12 protein-coding genes and 5 pseudogenes are annotated in these 16,782 nt (G+C 67.5%); 4 read left to right on the forward strand and 13 right to left on the reverse strand.

Annotated features, from left to right (window positions below; translation table 11 throughout):
- Positions 1-208: 208 nt before the first annotated feature.
- Entirely contained in the window at positions 209-958 is a 750-nt protein-coding gene (locus ABTX78_RS35465; protein WP_352210879.1) for a transposase family protein, read from the forward strand.
- Positions 959-966: 8 nt separating this feature from the next.
- Here the strand turns inward: ABTX78_RS35465 and ABTX78_RS35470 are convergent.
- The 9 genes and pseudogenes from ABTX78_RS35470 to ABTX78_RS35510 all read right to left on the reverse strand — a co-directional run.
- A pseudogene (locus tag ABTX78_RS35470) lies at positions 967-1,935 on the reverse strand (tyrosine-type recombinase/integrase); the annotation flags it as partial.
- Positions 1,932-2,471 carry an XRE family transcriptional regulator gene (locus ABTX78_RS35475; protein ID WP_352210890.1) on the reverse strand — a complete coding sequence of 180 codons (540 nt, stop codon included), beginning with the start codon at positions 2,469-2,471 and terminating at the stop codon, positions 1,932-1,934. The gene ABTX78_RS35475 and the pseudogene ABTX78_RS35470, both read right to left, overlap by 4 nt.
- 73 nt (positions 2,472-2,544) lie before the next feature.
- Positions 2,545-2,979 (reverse strand): annotated as a pseudogene (locus tag ABTX78_RS35480) (Tn3 family transposase); the annotation flags it as partial.
- 238 nt (positions 2,980-3,217) lie between these two features.
- On the reverse strand, positions 3,218-4,660 hold the full coding sequence (locus tag ABTX78_RS35485) for an FAD-binding oxidoreductase (RefSeq protein WP_352210880.1): 1,443 nt from the start codon (positions 4,658-4,660) through the stop codon (positions 3,218-3,220).
- 170 nt (positions 4,661-4,830) lie between these two features.
- Positions 4,831-6,081, reverse strand: a complete 1,251-nt coding sequence (locus ABTX78_RS35490; protein WP_352210881.1) for a phthiocerol/phthiodiolone dimycocerosyl transferase family protein — start codon at positions 6,079-6,081, stop codon at positions 4,831-4,833.
- A gap of 35 nt (positions 6,082-6,116) precedes the next feature.
- Positions 6,117-6,752 (reverse strand): DUF3159 domain-containing protein, encoded by a 636-nt coding sequence (locus tag ABTX78_RS35495; RefSeq protein WP_352210882.1) that lies wholly within the window; start codon positions 6,750-6,752, stop codon positions 6,117-6,119.
- A 169-nt stretch (positions 6,753-6,921) separates the two neighbouring features.
- Entirely contained in the window at positions 6,922-7,572 is a 651-nt protein-coding gene (locus ABTX78_RS35500; RefSeq protein WP_352210883.1) for a GOLPH3/VPS74 family protein, read from the reverse strand.
- Positions 7,573-8,331: 759 nt separating this feature from the next.
- Positions 8,332-8,529 (reverse strand): alpha/beta hydrolase, encoded by a 198-nt coding sequence (locus ABTX78_RS35505; RefSeq protein WP_352210884.1) that lies wholly within the window; start codon positions 8,527-8,529, stop codon positions 8,332-8,334.
- Positions 8,526-9,269, reverse strand: coding sequence for an alpha/beta fold hydrolase (locus ABTX78_RS35510; protein WP_352210885.1), 744 nt, complete (start codon positions 9,267-9,269; stop codon positions 8,526-8,528). Before ABTX78_RS35510 ends, ABTX78_RS35505 begins: the two co-directional genes overlap by 4 nt.
- A gap of 19 nt (positions 9,270-9,288) precedes the next feature.
- Between ABTX78_RS35510 and ABTX78_RS35515 the strand changes: the two genes are divergently transcribed.
- Complete coding sequence (locus ABTX78_RS35515) at positions 9,289-10,008, forward strand: MerR family transcriptional regulator (RefSeq protein ID WP_502994064.1); 720 nt, start codon at positions 9,289-9,291, stop codon at positions 10,006-10,008.
- Positions 10,009-10,224: 216 nt separating this feature from the next.
- Here the strand turns inward: ABTX78_RS35515 and ABTX78_RS35520 are convergent, their stop codons facing one another.
- On the reverse strand, positions 10,225-11,034 hold the full coding sequence (locus ABTX78_RS35520; RefSeq protein ID WP_352210887.1) for a helix-turn-helix domain-containing protein: 810 nt from the start codon (positions 11,032-11,034) through the stop codon (positions 10,225-10,227).
- A gap of 106 nt (positions 11,035-11,140) precedes the next feature.
- Here ABTX78_RS35520 and ABTX78_RS35525 point away from each other — a divergent pair, with 106 nt between their 5' ends.
- Positions 11,141-12,652, forward strand: a complete 1,512-nt coding sequence (locus tag ABTX78_RS35525; protein WP_352210888.1) for an alpha/beta hydrolase — start codon at positions 11,141-11,143, stop codon at positions 12,650-12,652.
- 737 nt (positions 12,653-13,389) lie between these two features.
- Here the strand turns inward: ABTX78_RS35525 and ABTX78_RS35530 are convergent.
- The 3 genes and pseudogenes from ABTX78_RS35530 to ABTX78_RS35540 all read right to left on the reverse strand — a co-directional run.
- Entirely contained in the window at positions 13,390-14,568 is a 1,179-nt protein-coding gene (locus tag ABTX78_RS35530) for a hypothetical protein (RefSeq protein WP_352210889.1), read from the reverse strand.
- A gap of 138 nt (positions 14,569-14,706) precedes the next feature.
- Positions 14,707-15,519 (reverse strand): annotated as a pseudogene (locus ABTX78_RS35535) (site-specific integrase); the annotation flags it as partial.
- 151 nt (positions 15,520-15,670) lie between these two features.
- Positions 15,671-15,850 (reverse strand): annotated as a pseudogene (locus ABTX78_RS35540) (tyrosine-type recombinase/integrase); the annotation flags it as partial.
- 114 nt (positions 15,851-15,964) lie between these two features.
- On the opposite strand from ABTX78_RS35540, the pseudogene ABTX78_RS35545 reads away from it, so the two are divergent.
- Positions 15,965-16,725, forward strand: a pseudogene (locus ABTX78_RS35545) (transposase).
- The last annotated feature ends 57 nt before the right edge of the window (positions 16,726-16,782 follow it).

The raw sequence follows: 16,782 nt of genomic DNA on the forward strand, positions 1-16,782 counted from the left end.
GGCCAGATGCTCCACTCGTCGCATCGGCACCATCGTCCAGGCCATCCACACCCTCATGACCTGCACGTATTCAGGATGAAAGAGGTTCACTGAGCGTTTTCAGAGTGGCCACCGATCGGGTGGCGGTGGCAAGGGGCACAACGCACGAGGCACCCGTGCCGTTGAGGGGAGATGTTCGACGTCTCAACTCATCAGCGCAGGTGCCTCGTTGGTTCCCTATCCTGCCGCACTCGACCTGCCTCATGCGCTGGTCGAGTGGGTCACCATGCTCGTCGTCACCCGCGAGGGTGACCGCCGCTGCAAGCTCCCGCCGCACCAACGCGCGCTCGTCGCTCTGGTGTACCTCCGCAAGCACGACACCCTGGCCCAGATCGCCGCGGCCTCCGGTATATCGGTCGGTACCGCCCACGCCTACACCGCCGCGGTGATCGACCTCCTGGCCGACCGGGCGCCGGGCCTGCTGAAGGTCCTGCGCGAGACCGGTCCGGAGTACGTTCTGCTCGACGGGACGCTCGCCGAGTGCGACCGAGTCGGCGACGGACGGGCCGACTACTCGCACAAGCACCGCCGCCACGGCGTGAACATGCAGGTCGTGACCGACCCAGTCGGCCAGATCCTATGGATCTCACCGGCCCTGCCGGGCCGGTGTCATGACCTGACCGCGGCACGCACCCACCGGATCATCCGGATCTGCGAACGCCAGGGCGTCCCCGTCCTGGCCGACCGCGCCTACACGGGCGCCAGCCCCTGGGTCACCACCGGGCGCAGACGCCCACCCGGCGGGCAGCTGACCCCGACACAGCAGACGGTCAACCGGGCACTGGCCACCTCCCGAGCACCCGTCGAACGCGGCATGGCACAACTCAAGTCCTGGCGGATCTTCCGAAGATCGCGATGCAGCCCGAATCGAATGACGTCAATCGCCAAAGCAGTCCTCACCCTGGAGAGGCAGCGCTGAAAACGCTCAATGAGTCGCCAGAGCAAGTACAGCCGGTCTCCCGCGACGAAGTCGAGGAAGACGGCGGTCTGCTCCGGGGTCCAGACCATGACCGGCGACGGCCGCTTGCCGGTCTCCTGCCAGCGAGCGATGCGCTCCTCGGTCCAGACGAGGGCCTTCGGCTTGGTACCAGGCAGCAGCTCGACGTGAGCGGCCGGGTTGAAGGCGGGCATGACCTGCTGAGCGATGGCGACGTTGAGCGCGGCCCGGAGCGTGTCGCGGATGTGGGGCTGGGTGTTCAGCCCGGTGACTCGACGGAACGGCGGCATCGCGTCGAGCTGTGCGCGGAACCACTTCCGGCGCGCCCGGTTCTCGGCTCCCTTGTTCGGGGTGGCCTTCAGCTCGTCGGCGACCGCGCGTCGCTGGGCATTCTGCTCCTGGATCTCGATGTTCCGCTCGTTGATGGCGTCGAACATCTTGTCGATGTGGTGGACTCGGAGCTTGTCGAGGCGAAGGTGCCCGAGGTGCGGCTTGAGGTGGACGCGGATGTCGCATTCGTAGCGCGACGCGCCGCCACGGCGCAGACGTTTCCGCCCGGCCAGCCAGGTGTCGAGCCACTCCCCGACGGTGGTCTTCGAGTTGAGCGACTGACCCGTCTGGAACCGGCGACGGGTCTCGTCGTAGTCCGGCAGAGGGGTCTTCTCCTTGACGCAGTCCTCCAGCAGGTCGCTGATCTGCGTCCTGCCCCAGGCGTCGTCCTCTTCGGGAATCGCCATGAGGGCGCGGACCTTGCCCAGCTCATCCTGGGCCTTGGTGGAGGTCTCGAAGCCGCCACGACGGAACCGCCGTCGTCGGCCGTCCTGGGCGGGGTCCAGCTCCTGGAACACTCCGAAGGTCCCGTGCCGTCGCGACTGGAGCTTCGGGCACGACGCCCCGAGGTCCTTGCCGGTCTCGGGGTCAGTGCACCGGCACCGTCGCGTGATGGTGCCGTTCTTCATTCACGCTCCTCGGCCTCGGGGTGTATGTCGGGCTCGTCGACAAAGGCGAGTCGGTCAGGAAGGGCCGGAGGGGTGAGGCCGCGCTGGCGCATCCGCTCTCGGTACGCGCGCAGCTCTTGGGCGTCCTCGAAGGCGTGTGCCTCGTATCCCTCGGCCCGCTCAAGAAGCGTGGTTCGGCGACTGCGGTCCAGAGTGGTGCTGGCTACTCGTCGCCGCTCCTGCGCCAAGTCGTACGAGGACATCGACGCGGCAACGAGGTCGCCATGGTGTCGGAAGCTGTCGAGCACGTCCCGGGGCGAGCCCTCGGGGGCCGCATCATCCAGAGGTGTCTCACCGGTGAACCACGCGACCGCGTCCCAGGTGGACAGCTCGCGGCCCGGCAGTACCTCGACCGCCGCCGAAGAACCGAGCGGGAACAGCAGGGTGACCGGCGGGACGTCCAGTACGTCGGCAAGCATGACGACGTCCGCCACGCTGACGCTCGTCTTGCGTCCGGACTCCAGGTTCTTGAGCGAGTGCTCGGTGATTTCCGGCATGCCGCGGGCCGCGCCGGACGTGCGACCAGAACAGCGGGGTCAGACCGCGCCGGTCGGCGGGTGTGAGGAGGTCCGCCCACTCCGGTTCGCCGAGGACGTCCTGGAGCATCAGGGTGTTCACGTACACCAGGGCCGATTGCAGAATCCGCAGGCACAGCACGAACATCTCCTGCTCGTCGCGCCGGTTCGAGGCGATCTCCCCGCCCTTGCCGTAGGCGATCACAGAGTTCGCGCCGTTGGAGGACTCCATCACGTTCAGGCCCTCCTCAATCTCCCGCTGAAGGTGGGAGGCGTTGCGGGTGAAGCGGCGGAGGATCGCCTCGGTGGAGGCCGTCCGGGTCCGGACCGCGGTGGCGTGCTTGAACATCTGGCCGTACTGCTGGGCGATGAGTTCCCAGCGGATGGGGCGGGACAGCGCCGGCGTCAACTTCGGGTAGGCGTCCGGCTCGCCGCCCGCCGGCCGCTTGTTGATCCGCTTGATGCGAGGCAGCAGGTTGAAGTTCGGGAGGCTTCGGATGCCTGCTGAGAGGCGCTTGGTCGAGCAACGCGCCCATTCCGACACGTCTGTTCTGCTCGCGGCGGCTGTCGTGCTCCGGCCGTGCGCCGCGCACAGCCCTGGAAGGGCATGCGGCCGCTGTGCGCGTGCCGACGCCCGGGGCGGGGCGCCGGCAGGCTCCGGCGTTGATCAGCAGGAGACGGGGTGATGGGTCGCTGCCGTCGACCAGGGGGCCGATGTCTCTTTCGCCTCACACGCGCGGGGATCCGGCGCCGGTGGTCTCCGTGGGGAGCGGTGTTGCGGTGAAGACGGAGTCCGGGTCGACTGCGGACTTCACGGCGAGCAGGCGTTCGGTGTTCGACCCGTAGGAGTTCGCTATCTGGTCGGGAGTTTCCGGCCCCAGGAAGTTCACGTAGCCGCCCGGCAGGGAGAACGGTTCGAGGGCTGTGTGAGTCTCTTCCAGCCAGCGCAGGTGCGAGGACTTGCCGTCGCCACTGCCTGTGTGTTCCTTGCCTTCGCCGTTCTCCCACATGGAGATCAGCTCGACCATGAGGTGCGGTTCACGTCGGCCGAAAGCTGTGGAGCCGAGAGGCGGGCGGGTGGCTGCACCGTGGAACTGGTGCCACACGATCGCGGAGAACGGTGAGGTGAACTCCTGGGCGGCTCGGTCCAGGACGGTCGCGATGGAGCCCGTGACGCTCTGGACGGTCCGTGTGCGGATCGCGCCCATGCGCCCGGGTGGGAACATGGCGTCCGTCGCGGCCAGCGTCGTGGAACGGGCGACCGGTCCGACCTCGGCGAGCACGGGTGTACCGAGTCTGGCCAGGGTGCGTACCGGCCCGTTCTTGGCGTTCCCCACCTCCGGATCCCCCGACCAGGTCGGCGCGACGTACACCGTCGGCTTGCCGTCCGGGCCCGGAAGGAACCCCGCGTCCACCGTCAGCTCGTCGGGACTGTCCTGAAGGATCCCGCCGAGGTCAGCCAGGATGCCGGCGCTGTGGTCGATCGGGTACAGGATGGTTCCCGAGACCACGGTCGGTACGGGGTGCAGACGGATCCGTGCCGAGGTCACGACACCGAAGTTGCCGCCGCCGCCGCGCAACGCCCAGAAGAGGTCGGGATGATGTTCCGCGTCGGTGTTCACCCGTGAACCGTCGGCCAGGACGACTTCGGCGCCGAGCAGGTTGTCGGCTGCTAGGCCGAACTGGCCCAGGAGGGGACCGTACCCGCCGCCGAGCGTGAGGCCGACCATGCCGACGGAGCCCGCCGTTCCGGTGACGGCGGTCAGGCCCGCCCGCTCGCCGGCCGAGACGACGTCGGACGAGAGCGCCCCGCCACCCACCGTCGCGTAAAGGTGGTTGACGTCGACCTGCACGTCCCTCATGTCGGTCAGGTCGAGAACCAGTCCCCCGGGGCGGAACGCCCGGCCCCAGAAGTCGTGACCCCCGCCACGCACGGAGAGCGGCACTCCGTGGTTGCGAGAAGCGCGTACTCCGGCCTGCACGTCAGCGGTGCTCGCGCACCGCACGACGACCGAAGGGCGGACATCGACCGCCGCGTTGAACAGCGTCACGGCTCGTGTGTATTCCGGTCCGCTCGTAAGCACACGGCCTGCAGGAATGTGGGACTTCAGCTCAGCCAGGAAGGCGGTGCTGACTGTTTCGTGGGCATCAGCGTCGGTAGGGGACTGCATGATCACTCCTGTGTGTCACTCATCGGGTGCGGCTGTCGAGGGCGCAGTGTGGATGCGATGGCAGGGTCGGTTCCGTAGCGCTCTGCCGGTTCGGCGAGGGCGTTCCGGGCGTTCCGAACCGCCGGACGGGCGGCGGTGTGTAGGGGACGGTGCTCGGTGCCCTGAACGCATCAGGAGGAGGGCGCGTCGAGTTCGGTGCACTGCTGGGCGAGGACGGTGGCCATGTCGGGCAGCAGAACGGCCACGGGGTCGTGGGTCAGCTCCGTCATGCGTAGGCGCCCCCCGTAGGTAGCGACACCCAGGACGTGTTCACCGGCCAGTTGGGTGGTCTGCGCCGGCCCCCACAGAGCGGTGAGACGGGCGCGGCCGTGTGCCCGTGCCTCGACCACCCCGAGATTGGTGATCTGGATGTCGGCGGCGGTGACAACGGTCATCATCGCCTCGGCCTCTTCGGGTGTGGCGGGCGGCTGCTGGGCCAGCGCCTCTGAACCGGCCTTGAGTACCTGCGGTGCGCGCTGGTATTCCAGGGCCTGGTGATGGTGCTGGGCCAGTTTCCAGAAATCTTCGGCCTGGGATGCCTCGCTGATTGTCCGCGCTCCGGCGAACCGGTTGGCGACGGCGTCGGGTAGACCTGCGGCTCGGCGCAGGTCGATCGGGCTGAGCACCCTCACCCGGGTGCGGCCCGCGCGGTGGAAGACGGTGCTTGCGGCAGCGCACAGTGCGGCGTGCACGGAAACGCCCTCCGTGCGGCAGCGGGTCACGAGCCGTGCGGTCGGACCGCGTTGCAGGGCCAAGGCAGAGACGTGCGGTGCCCGTCCCGAGAACCGGGTCAGCTCGCCGGGCGCGTTCATCAGCTCGTCCTGGGGCGGCCCTACGGGAGGCGATGCCGCGTCGAGAGCCTGCAGGAGGGCCTCCTGGGAGGGCGGCACATCCTGCCCCGGGGCCAGCCGGCCGCCCTCCTCATCGCCGTCGAGGGCGGCGACGAGGTCCGCCACCACCCGCATACCGCCGGTGCCGTCAGTGATCTGGTGAGCGAAGGTCAGCACGATGACGCTGCCGGTCTCCGCGGGAATCAGTACGGTCCGCACCAGAGGGCCGGGCTCCGGCGCGATGGGGCGCGTCTGCTCACCAGCCACAACCGCCTGCCAGGGCGTTCCGTCGGTGGCTGTTTCGATGCTGATCGGGGCATCTGCCCAGCGGTACCGGGCCTGGTGGGCTCGGCGGTCGACCGAGACGCGGAGCAGCGGGCGCTGTGCCTGCACCTTCTGCAGTGCCCTCGTCAGCGTCTGCTCGGAGACCTTACGGTCGATTTCGGCGACCAGGGAGAACTGGACAGGGTTTCGGCGCATATAGAGATCGATGGTCCGCTCGAAAGCTCCGAGTTCCCTCGCTGTCTCTGCGTGCGTGGGGCTGATCGACATGGAAGGATCCCTTCTCCGCTGATGTGACGGAATCGCTAAGTGGACGCGCCCCGGCGAGGCGGGAGTTCGGACTGCTCCTGAGTGATCGTCTCGGCCGGCGGGCTCTCCACCAGGTGCTTCGACGTCTTGCGGAAGGCCCAGGCGACGACCAGCGCGGCTACCACGGTGAGGGGGGTGCCCATGGCGATCTTCGCGAAGGCGAGCCAGCCGGTGGCGTCGTGCACGTAGAGCCACTGCTTCACCACGAACCGGGCTCCGAGGACGCTCGCCACTGCGAGTGTGGCTATGTCGTGTGCCCGCAGAACCTGACGGTCCACGCGCCAGGCGTGCGCGCCCCCGTGCAGGAGGTTCCACGCCACGCCGGTCAGGGGGCGACGAAAGAGGACCGAACCGAAGGTGGCGAGGAAACCTGCGAAGGCCACCCAGATACCCAGCAGGAAGAAGTCCTTGGCGGAACCGGTGAGCGCGACGATGCCTGCCGCGACCAGAACGCCGGTCAGGCTGCCCGAGGCGGCGAGAAGACGTTCCCCGCGCACCAGCCGGGCCACGGTGAGCACCACGCCGGTTGCCACCGCCGCGATCACGGCTGCCTTCGTCGACAGCAAGGCGAGTGCGATCACGAACACCACGACCGGGACGGTCGAGTAGACGAAGCCGGCTGTGCCGCCCATGGACTCGAGCATGGGCGAACCCGGGACGGGGGACGGCGTGCTTGTGTCGCGCCGGTCGTGAGTTGGGGAGGGGGCGTGCTTGCCTTCTAGTTGGGTCATAGATCACTCCTGGTCACGGGCTGCGGTTGCAGCGTCTCTCGGGGATTTCTCGTCGCGGTCCTACTGCGGTTCAGGCGCTCCAGCCGCCTCCCACGGCCCGGCTCGCGAGATAGGAGTCGCGCAGCGCCTTGCGCAGTCCGGGGACGAACGCGTCGAAGCGCGCCGCTTGCGTCCTGAGGGCGGACTTGTGGGTGCGGCGGTCTTCCTTGCTCCACACCGAGGTGAGCTCCAGCTCGACCGCCAGGACTGCCATGGCCAGTTCGTCCGTCAGGTCCTCGGCGGGAGTACCGTCGAGAACGGTCGCGCGCACCCGGTCCTGCAGGGCGCGCACCAGGTCCGGGTGCACCACGGTGACCCTCTTGGTGGACACGACCCCCAGCCTCTTCTTCCGTTCGATGGCGACATCCCCGGAGGCGAGCAGCTGGTCGCGGACCGGGGTTTCGGCTGTGTGCGCCTTGTTGTGCAGGAACTTGAGCCAGCCCTTGGGCTTGTCCTCGGGCAGGTCGGACCAGACCGAGGCCGTGAACGGATCGTTCGGCGGACTGCCGGGGAGCCATCGAACCTTCCCTCCGGTCGCGTCCAGCAGACCCCCGCGGGCCAACTCGGTCATCGCTCCGGCCCGCAGCAGCTGGCCGCGCCCCTGAATGTTGTCGAGCTGGAACTTCTCCTTCTTGACGGTGTAGCAGAGCATGTACAGCTTCTGAGCGAGAGTCGTGGGCATCGTAACTCCCCCAGTGTGTAGCCGAAGTGAGCAAGAATTACTATCGCCGATAAGGGAGTGGAATGCGCGCAGTGGAAGGGCTCAGCGATCTCACCCTCCCTTCCTTCAATTCCTGTCAAGGGTTAGATGGAGCGAATTGAGAGTTCGTCCATCTGTCCGGGCGTAACCGCTGCGCTCTCGTCGCTGGTTTGCGTTCCAGCGGGTCTCCTACCTCCGGTTCGAGCCGTGAAACTGGTGACGTTACGGCATAGTTCTGTGCGCCTTGGAGAATGGATATTTCGGGACCTGTTGCACGGTGCGCGCCGAGACCACCGTCGTGACAGAGGCGTGACCGGCGTCTGCCTGGCGCCTGGGGGCCGTCCGGACAGGACGTGCGGGAAGCCCAGTGCGCGCAGCTCTGACCGTTCTCGCGTCGGCCTCCCGGTGGATCCTGGTCGTCCTGCTGGGCCGGTCCCCCGAGCCGGCGTGGGCCGGGGGTCGCGGTGGTGCGGAGACTGGAGTTGACGCCAGCGAAAGGTGTGCTGGACGTGCGGTAGCACCCGTGGGAGAGACCGTTGGTGCACCCGGAGTCGCCGGTGACGGGGCGATCTCCCCCCTGAACTGGCCAGGCGGTGGTGAGCTGTGAGCGGAGTGGCGACGAGGGCAAGGCGCGGGTTTTTCTTTTTCCTTTTCGACCTGCGCCGTCAACCGCGGATCACATCGCCGAGACCGCCTCGGTTGTGAGCGGTGGACTTATTCTCTGCCCGCTTTTGCGGCGCTTCAGTTAACCGAGCCTGGCGGGAATTGCGGGCGAGTGGTTGCGGGCGTGTCCGTTTTGCACACCGTGCCGTCGGCGGGGTGGGTGCCGCGGATGAGGGCGGCGTCAACTGCGCTGCTGACACACGAGTTGATGCCGTAGGAGCCGTGTCCGACTCCTTCACGCGTGAGCAGGACCGCGGAGTCCAGGGTCCGGGTCATGCTCTCGGCCTCTGTGCGGTCAGCGGCGCCGAGGTCAGCAAGGGCCAGGTGCTCTGGTCGCCAGCCAGGGCTCGGGTGGTCTCCAGGGCCATGGCGCCGTCGAGCTCGCCGCCCGGGGTGGCATCCCCCTTGGCACACTGCGGTCCCTTCGGCGCGGCAGGTCTTGAACCAGGCGTTGAAGGTCCGTTCGCTGGCCACGGCGACATCGTTCTGGAGGGCAGGGAGTTACCGAACCACTGGTTGGTGTCGACGGGCGCGTCGAGCACCATCCGGCGGACGCGGTGAAGGAAAAGGGTGGCGTACAGCAGGCCGACCACGGTGCCGTAGGACAAGCCGTAGTACATGATCCTGTCCTCGCCGAGCGCGGCGCGGACCTGTTCGATGTCGCGGGCCACGTTGTCGGTGGAAAGGCTGGCCAGTAACTTCTTGTTCTGGTGCTTGGCGCAGCCGTCGGTGAACGCGGCGGCATCGGCCAGCAGTCGCGGCAGAGGCTTGCCCTCGGGGATCGCCGGGGCGAAGGAGGTGCCCTCAAGGCCGCTGCGGAGATGATCGCTGAGGATGTAGCGGCGAAGCTGGGCGTGCGAGCTGTCGGCGCGCGTGCGGGAGTGAGCATCGGCTCGCCCGGACCGCACCCTCTCACGTTCTCCCCTGTGCCGGGCCGCCGTTGCGTCATGGTTTTCAATGGGGCTCACGACGTGACCGCGTCGGCAGCACCGGACGGTGGGGGAGATTTCGATCATGGCATGGAGCACCCGGGAGATGGCGGAGCTGGCCGGCGTCAGCCTCAGGGCCGTACGGCATTACCACGACATCGGTCTGCTCGATGAGCCGGAGCGCCGCTCCAACGGATACAAGCAGTACGGCGTCAGTCACCTCGTCCGGCTTCTCCGGATCAAGCGCCTCACCGCTCTGGGCTTCTCCCTCTCCCAGATCGCAGACATGGACGACCATCCGGATTCGGACCCCGATCCGCGTGATCTGCGGGCTCTCGACGCTGAGCTGGCCGCCACCATCGAACGCCTGTTACACGCCCGTGCGGAGGTGGGCGCCCTCCTGCGCGGACGCGCTGCGAGCGATCTTCCCCTCCGCTTCGCCTCCGTGGACAAGACCGCCGAGCTTCCTGACGCGGACCGCTCATTCGTCACCGTCCTCGGCACGGTCCTCGGACCCAGTGGGATGGACGCCTATGCCGACTTGCTCCATCAGGAGCCGCAGCCGGTGGCACGCGAACTCAACGAAATTCCCGCCGATGCAGACGAACTGACCCGCCAGAGCCTCGCCGAGCGTCTCGTGCCTTACGTCCGAGGTCTCCGGGCCCGCCATCCCGGGCTCGGCGACCTCGCCTCAGACGCCCCGCGCGGCCGGCAGCACACCGCCCGCACCATCGCCAAAGCCATCAGCGATCTCTACAATCCGGCCCAGGTGGACGTCATGAAGCGGCTCGACGGGCTCCTGTCCGATGGGGATACCCCACGGTGACCGCTCCTCTCAGGCCGTTTCGTGACTCGGTGAGTGGGGCCCGGTGCGCGTCCGATGGTGTGACGAGTAGACGAAAGAGTCGTTGCCACGGCCTTTACTGCCTGGACATCAGCGAACCGTAGTCCGCGCGGTCCACTGCTGACTGCCTTCTTTTGTAGGTGGTTACGACGCCGGGCAGACGACACAGATGCGGTGCTCGCCTGCCCGGCGCCGTCCTCACTGCTGGCCGTCGCTCTCGCTCCCTGAGGCATCGTTCTCGACGAGGATGGTGTGGACGCGTCGCAGCACGTCGAGGTGGGCGCGGTTGTGGAACTCGACCAGTGCGTGCACGGCGACCGACTCCGCAACAGCCCTTTCCCGATGCGAGGCCAGCCCCAGGTCAGCCAGAGCAGGGTGGGCCCGGTGCTGCCGGCGGATTTCGGGTGCCATTCGCTCGGCCAGCCGCTGCCGTACGTCGTCGGGAGCGTCCTCGTCGAGCGCCGCGAACTCCGCATCGAGGTCGCCGCGAGGTCCCGAGAGCTGTTCTTGGAGGGCGGCCATCGCTTCGGGTGTGAGGATGCTGGAGTAGGCCATCAGCAGGGACCGCTGCGTTTCGGGCAGGTCGTCCGCAAGTGTTTTGAGGTCAGGGGGCATGTCGAGCGCGGTCCGGTTGTCCATGATGGCAGCCAGTTCCCGCCGCATCCGCTGCCGGCGTTCGATGTCCGCCGCGAGTTCGGAGTCCAGGTCCCGGAGGATTTGCCGCGCCTTCTCGTCACCGCTCTCGACCGAAGGGACATCCGCGAGGGCCACGCCGAGGTCGGTCAGTCTGCGGATACGCAGCAGGCGCACCAGATGGCTGACGCCATACCGCTTGTAGCCGTTGGACGCCCGTTCCGGCTCGTCGAGCAGGCCGATCTCGTGGTAGTGCCGGACGGCCTTCGCAGTCGTCCCCGCGAGTTCCGCCAGTTGACGGGTACTCCACGCCACCAGGAGCCCCCTCTCCAGGATCGTGCCCTGCTGCCATTGAAAACCCTGCCCCTGGGGCACGGTCAACTCCGGTCGGTTCCGCCCCGCCACCGGTTGACCGTGCCCCAGGGGCAGGGAGTGGGATGGTCGCGACCACGCCCCACACACCGTTATGCGGAGACTGGACATGAAACGACAAAGCAGTGTCGGCCGAAGCCTGGCCCTCCTGGCGGCCATCGGCCTGGGCGCGTCAATGACCACTCTGCCCGCCGCCGCCGAGGAGACGAAAACGCCTCAGGTGAAGTGGGGCCAGTGCCCCGACGACGTCGTGGCAGAAGCCGCTCCGACCGTACTGCAGTGCACCACCATGCCCGTGCCGCTGGACTACGCCCACCCGGAGGGCGAGCAGATCGACCTCACCGTCTCCCGGCTGGCCGCCGCCGACCCGGACAAGAGGCGCGGCCTCCTCATGCTCAACCCGGGCGGCCCCGGCGGATCCGGGCTGGCGCTGTCCGCGCTGCTGGTGGCCCAGGGCCTGCCCAGCAGCGTAACCGACCGCTACGACCTTATCGGCATGGACACCCGCGGGATCGGTCATTCCGCACCAGTCAGCTGCGGCTTCACCACAGACAGCCCCTACTACTCCAACATCCCGCCCTACGCGGTCGACGCCGCCGCGGTCACCGCACAGGCCAAGGTCGCTGAGCAGGCAGCCAAGCAGTGCGCGGACAACGACGACGGCGGCCGGCTGCGTCACCTCACCACCGCGAACGCCGCCCGCGACCTGGACCGGATCCGGGCCGCGCTCGGCGAGGAGAAGACCAGCTACCTGGGCTACTCCTACGGCACGGCTCTCGGCGCCGCCTACGCCTCGATGTTCCCCGAGCGCACCGACCGGATCGTGCTCGACAGCAACATCGGAGACACCCACCTCGACCGAGACGGCATGCGCCGATACGCGCTCGGCATGGAACAGACCCTGCCGGACTTCGCGAAGTGGGCCGCCCGCCGACACGACAGCTACGGACTGGGCCGCACACCCAGTCAGGTCCGGGCGTCCTACCTCGCCATCGCCGACAGGCTCGACAAGGCTCCCGTCGCGGGGATCGACGGCAGTCTCTTCCGGCTCCTGACGTTCGGCCACCTGTTCAAGCAGACGCAGTACCCCCAGCTGGTACAGACCTGGCAGGCGATGCTCGAAGGCGACGAGGCGGCGGCCCGCGACCTGTCGGCCGCCCCCAAGGAAACGGCGGACGGGGCGTTGTCGCCGAACGACAACGCCCTGACCGTGTTCCTTGCCGTCACCTGCAACGACGTGGAGTGGCCCGAGGGCATCAGCACCTACCGGCGCGGCGTCGCCGAGGACCGTGAGCGCTACCCGCTGTACGGCGCCGCCACCGCCAACATCACACCCTGCGCCTTCTGGCCGTACGCCCCCGCCGAACCGCCCGTGGAGGTCGACACCGAAGGCCCGCGCAACGTACTGCTTCTGCAAAACCGCAGGGACGCGTCGACCCCGCACCTGGGCGGGAAAATGCTGCGCGAGAAGTTCGGCGACCGCGCCCGGCTGATCAGCGTCGACGACAGCGGGCACGGCGTCTACGTTCTGGGCAAGAACTCCTGCGCGTTGAACACCACCACGCGCTACCTCGTCGAGGGCGAGATGCCCACGAAGGACACGTTCTGCCGAGCGGATTGACCACCGAACCCACTCCACCAGCAGCCGTCCGCCCTTGACGTGCAGACGCAGGACGGGTGACGGGGCTGACTGCCGAAGTGGCGCTGTGAGAGGTCACCAGCGGTTCGCGAAATCAGCAGTACGCCCTTCCGGCGCAGTATCAGGGCCGGTGGGTGGTGTAGCAGTGCATTCGGTCCCCGCTGCCAATGGCGCCGGGGCCCGAATACGTTTCGCGGAGTGGGCCTTGCGGCGTTTCTGGGCGGCCGCGCGTTGTAGAAGAGTGACAGTCGCCCTCGTGCCCCCGCCCAACGTGCCCGGCCCTCGTGGAGAGCCACGCGGCCTGACGGGGATGCGCGGTCGAGTGGCCTCGCCGGTGGACGGCCGGTGGACAGACGCCTTTGGACGGTGCAGCACGGGGTGGCACAGGCCAAGCTGCTGCACATGCTCTGATCAGGAAGAACGTCATGAGACAGCACAACAAGGCACCACCCGACATGATCGCTCGCGGTCTCGTAATGCGTAGGTCTCGGGTTCGAATCCCGAAGGCGGCTCTGTGGAAGCCTCAGGACTCACTCGCCGTGACCTGGGGCTTTTGCTTTTACCGGATGCGGGGATGACGCCGCGTGCGGGCCCCGCCACTGTCCATGGTCTCAGTCTTGGTCTCAGTGGGGGTTCCTGGCTGGGCATGAAGACGTCTCCTCGTGCAGCCCCGGTGATGCGTGGCGATTGCTGCAACGCACAGGAGACAGTGCCGACGTTCAGTCTGAGTTGCTGTGTTGACGCCGAGGGAAGGCGTCTCCGGTCGGCCAGTCTTTGGGCAGACCGAGGGCGGTATGGACGGGGTGAGCCGCGGGCCGGTGTGCGACGTGAAACTCGCCCAACTGTGCGGTTGCCCAGGTAGGGAATATGGGGGCAGGAAGCGACTTTGGGTCCGGGCTTTGCCAGAGGACGGGGGCGTTCTTCGTCCAAGTCCAGGGCGCTGGGTTGTCCACGATGAGCACGCCGTTGACCATGCTGTGCGCGTGGTCGTGGGTGGCAGTCCAGTAGCCGTCGAGCTTTCGGCCGAAGGTCGATCTGCCAGCGCGGACGTACTCGACCGAGGTTCCGTACAGCGCGGTCTCGGTGTCCTCATCTTCGGGGAAGGGGGCGGCATGGCCAACTGCCACGATGAACGGCAGCGCTAGGTCGCCGTACTTCCGACCCTTCTTTTTGACGGCGTCGAGCACGAGGTTCGATTCGTCGACCCATGCCGCAGGATGGATGCCGATTGTCCTGCTCGTCGGATCGCCTCGCCTGCCCGGGCTGCGAGGGATCGCCTCAAACGTGATGCCCCAGCCAGCCTCCAGCCAGGTGTGCCTGGGTAGCGGCATCTTTCGCTCGTACTCGGCGATGACTTGGTCAGGGTCCAGACTCGCCAACCACCGTGTCAGCTCATTCTTCAATCGCCTCTGTGGGGGCGTTGACGACCCGACGCTGTTGAGAGTGTAGGAAACGAAGAAGTTTGGACTCGGCACGCGATCGATGGCATCACTCAACTGAGGTGGGAGTGATGTAGCCACGGCGTCACCCAGGCGCTGGGCCGTCCAGATTGCCTCGACGACAAATTGATCTCCGCCGTGGGTGACCAGGAAGTCGGGGTTCTTGCCGTTCGTTCCTATCTGGTGCTCGATTTCCACGGTGCATCCAGAACCGAGCAGCAACTCGTGCAGGTACAACTCCCACAGCGCTGAGAAGACGTTGGTGTCGGAGTTTCGGTCCAGCAGCCGACTGCGCAAGCCGGGTTGAGCCTGGGCCGGGAAGTGCGACAGCCACTCGTTGATCACATCCCGAACCTGGTCCCAGAACGAGCCGGCGACCCTGTCGAGGAACTCGGCATCCGTCTCCGACGCTCGCTTCGGCGACGCATCAGCCCGATTCCAGTCCCTGTACACGACCATGAGCAACGATCATAGATCGCATTGCCGACCATCCCTATACATTTTCAGCTGCGCCGCAGTGGTCGCGCGGCTTCACCGCATGCCCTGCCGTGGTGCATGTACGGCAGGGCATGCTGGAGTTGGGACCGGGCCTCTTGCTCAGCGGATTCGGCGACCACGGCGAGCGCGCGCCACGCGGGTGTCCGTGTCCTCGGCTGGGGGTTTCTGGCTGGGCATGAAGGCGTCTCCCATGCGGCGCATGGCGTCCTTGGAGAGGTGAGATCTGCCCTTCACGTACCGGCGGGTCTGGCTGATCTGGGTGTGCCGGAGGATCTCCATGATCGTGGGCATGTCCACCCCGAGTTCGTTCAGGATCGTGCCGGCGGTGTGGCGGCTGCCGTCGTAGAGGCGGCGGTCATCGATTCCCGCTTCTTCGAGGAGTTCCTTGAATTCCTCCCAGTCCTGGCGGGGGTCAAGGGGCCGGCCGTCCGGGCGGGTGAAGACCAGCTTGTGTTCCTGCCACTCGTCTCCGGCCGCGATGCGCATTGCCTCCTGCTGCGTCTGGTGCTCGCGCAGGTAGGGGATGAACGGCGGCGGGATGGGCACGGCGTTTCTGCTCTTCTTGGTCTTCGGGCGAGTGAAGACCAGGCCCCCGCCCTTGCGGTCCGGGCAGACGCTCGCATGCCTTGTGCAGCCCTTCGGGCACGGCTTGGGGCACCCGCGCTTGTAGTTCTTGTGCGTCGTGCAGTCCAGCGTGCACGAAATGAATCGGTGCAGGCGTTCACCGCAGGCGTGGGGGTCCTGGCAGCCATGGCGCCATGTGAGCCGCTGAAGCTGCCACTGGGGGTGGAAAAGCTCGTTGTCGAGGTCGACGTACGGCCACCGCAGGCCCAGCGTCTCGCCCTGCCGGAAGCCCATGCCGACGCCGACGCACCACCGCATGAACGTGGGCCGCTTGGCGGCGGCCTTCAGTGCGAGGGAACGGCGGATCAGTTGAGGCAGGCGCCGGGCCAGGTGTCACGAACCCCCGTGGTCTCGTAATGCGTAGGTCTCGGGTTCGAATCCCGAAGGCGGCTCTGTGGAAGCCCCAGGACTCACTCGCCGTGACCTGGGGCTTTTGCTTTTAACGGATGCGGCGGCGCGCGCGGGAGCGGGCCGTGCGCCGGTCCCCAGTCTCAGTTCTAGTCTCAGTTGCGCGGTTAGGCGCCGGTTGCGGAGCGGGCAGGAACGCGTTCCCCATCCGGCGCATCGCGTCCTTCGAGAGATGCGAACGGCCCTTGACGTAGCGGCGCGTCTGACTGAGCGTTTTCAGAGTGGCCACCGATCGGGTGGCGGTGGCAAGGGGCACAACGCACGAGGCACCCGTGCCGTTGAGGGGAGATGTTCGACGTCTCAACTCATCAGCGCAGGTGCCTCGTTGGTTCCCTATCCTGCCGCACTCGACCTGCCTCATGCGCTGGTCGAGTGGGTCACCATGCTCGTCGTCACCCGCGAGGGTGACCGCCGCTGCAAGCTCCCGCCGCACCAACGCGCGCTCGTCGCTCTGGTGTACCTCCGCAAGCACGACACCCTGGCCCAGATCGCCGCGGCCTCCGGTATATCGGTCGGTACCGCCCACGCCTACACCGCCGCGGTGATCGACCTCCTGGCCGACCGGGCGCCGGGCCTGCTGAAGGTCCTGCGCGAGACCGGTCCGGAGTACGTTCTGCTCGACGGGACGCTCGCCGAGTGCGACCGAGTCGGCGACGGACGGGCCGACTACTCGCACAAGCACCGCCGCCACGGCGTGAACATGCAGGTCGTGACCGACCCAGTCGGCCAGATCCTATGGATCTCACCGGCCCTGCCGGGCCGGTGTCATGACCTGACCGCGGCACGCACCCACCGGATCATCCGGATCTGCGAACGCCAGGGCGTCCCCGTCCTGGCCGACCGCGCCTACACGGGCGCCAGCCCCTGGGTCACCACCGGGCGCAGACGCCCACCCGGCGGGCAGCTGACCCCGACACAGCAGACGGTCAACCGGGCACTGGCCACCTCCCGAGCACCCGTCGAACGCGGCATGGCACAACTCAAGTCCTGGCGGATCTTCCGAAGATCGCGATGCAGCCAAATCGAATGACGTCAATCGCCAAAGCAGTGAACCGCTCCGGGTCTGATGGAGGCTCGATTCCCTGAGAGGATCGAGTCATGGCACGTCCGTCCCCCTACCCTGCTGAGCTTCGTGAGCGTGCG

Source organism: Streptomyces sp. NPDC096193 (assembly GCF_040302905.1).
Taxonomy (GTDB): domain Bacteria; phylum Actinomycetota; class Actinomycetes; order Streptomycetales; family Streptomycetaceae; genus Streptomyces.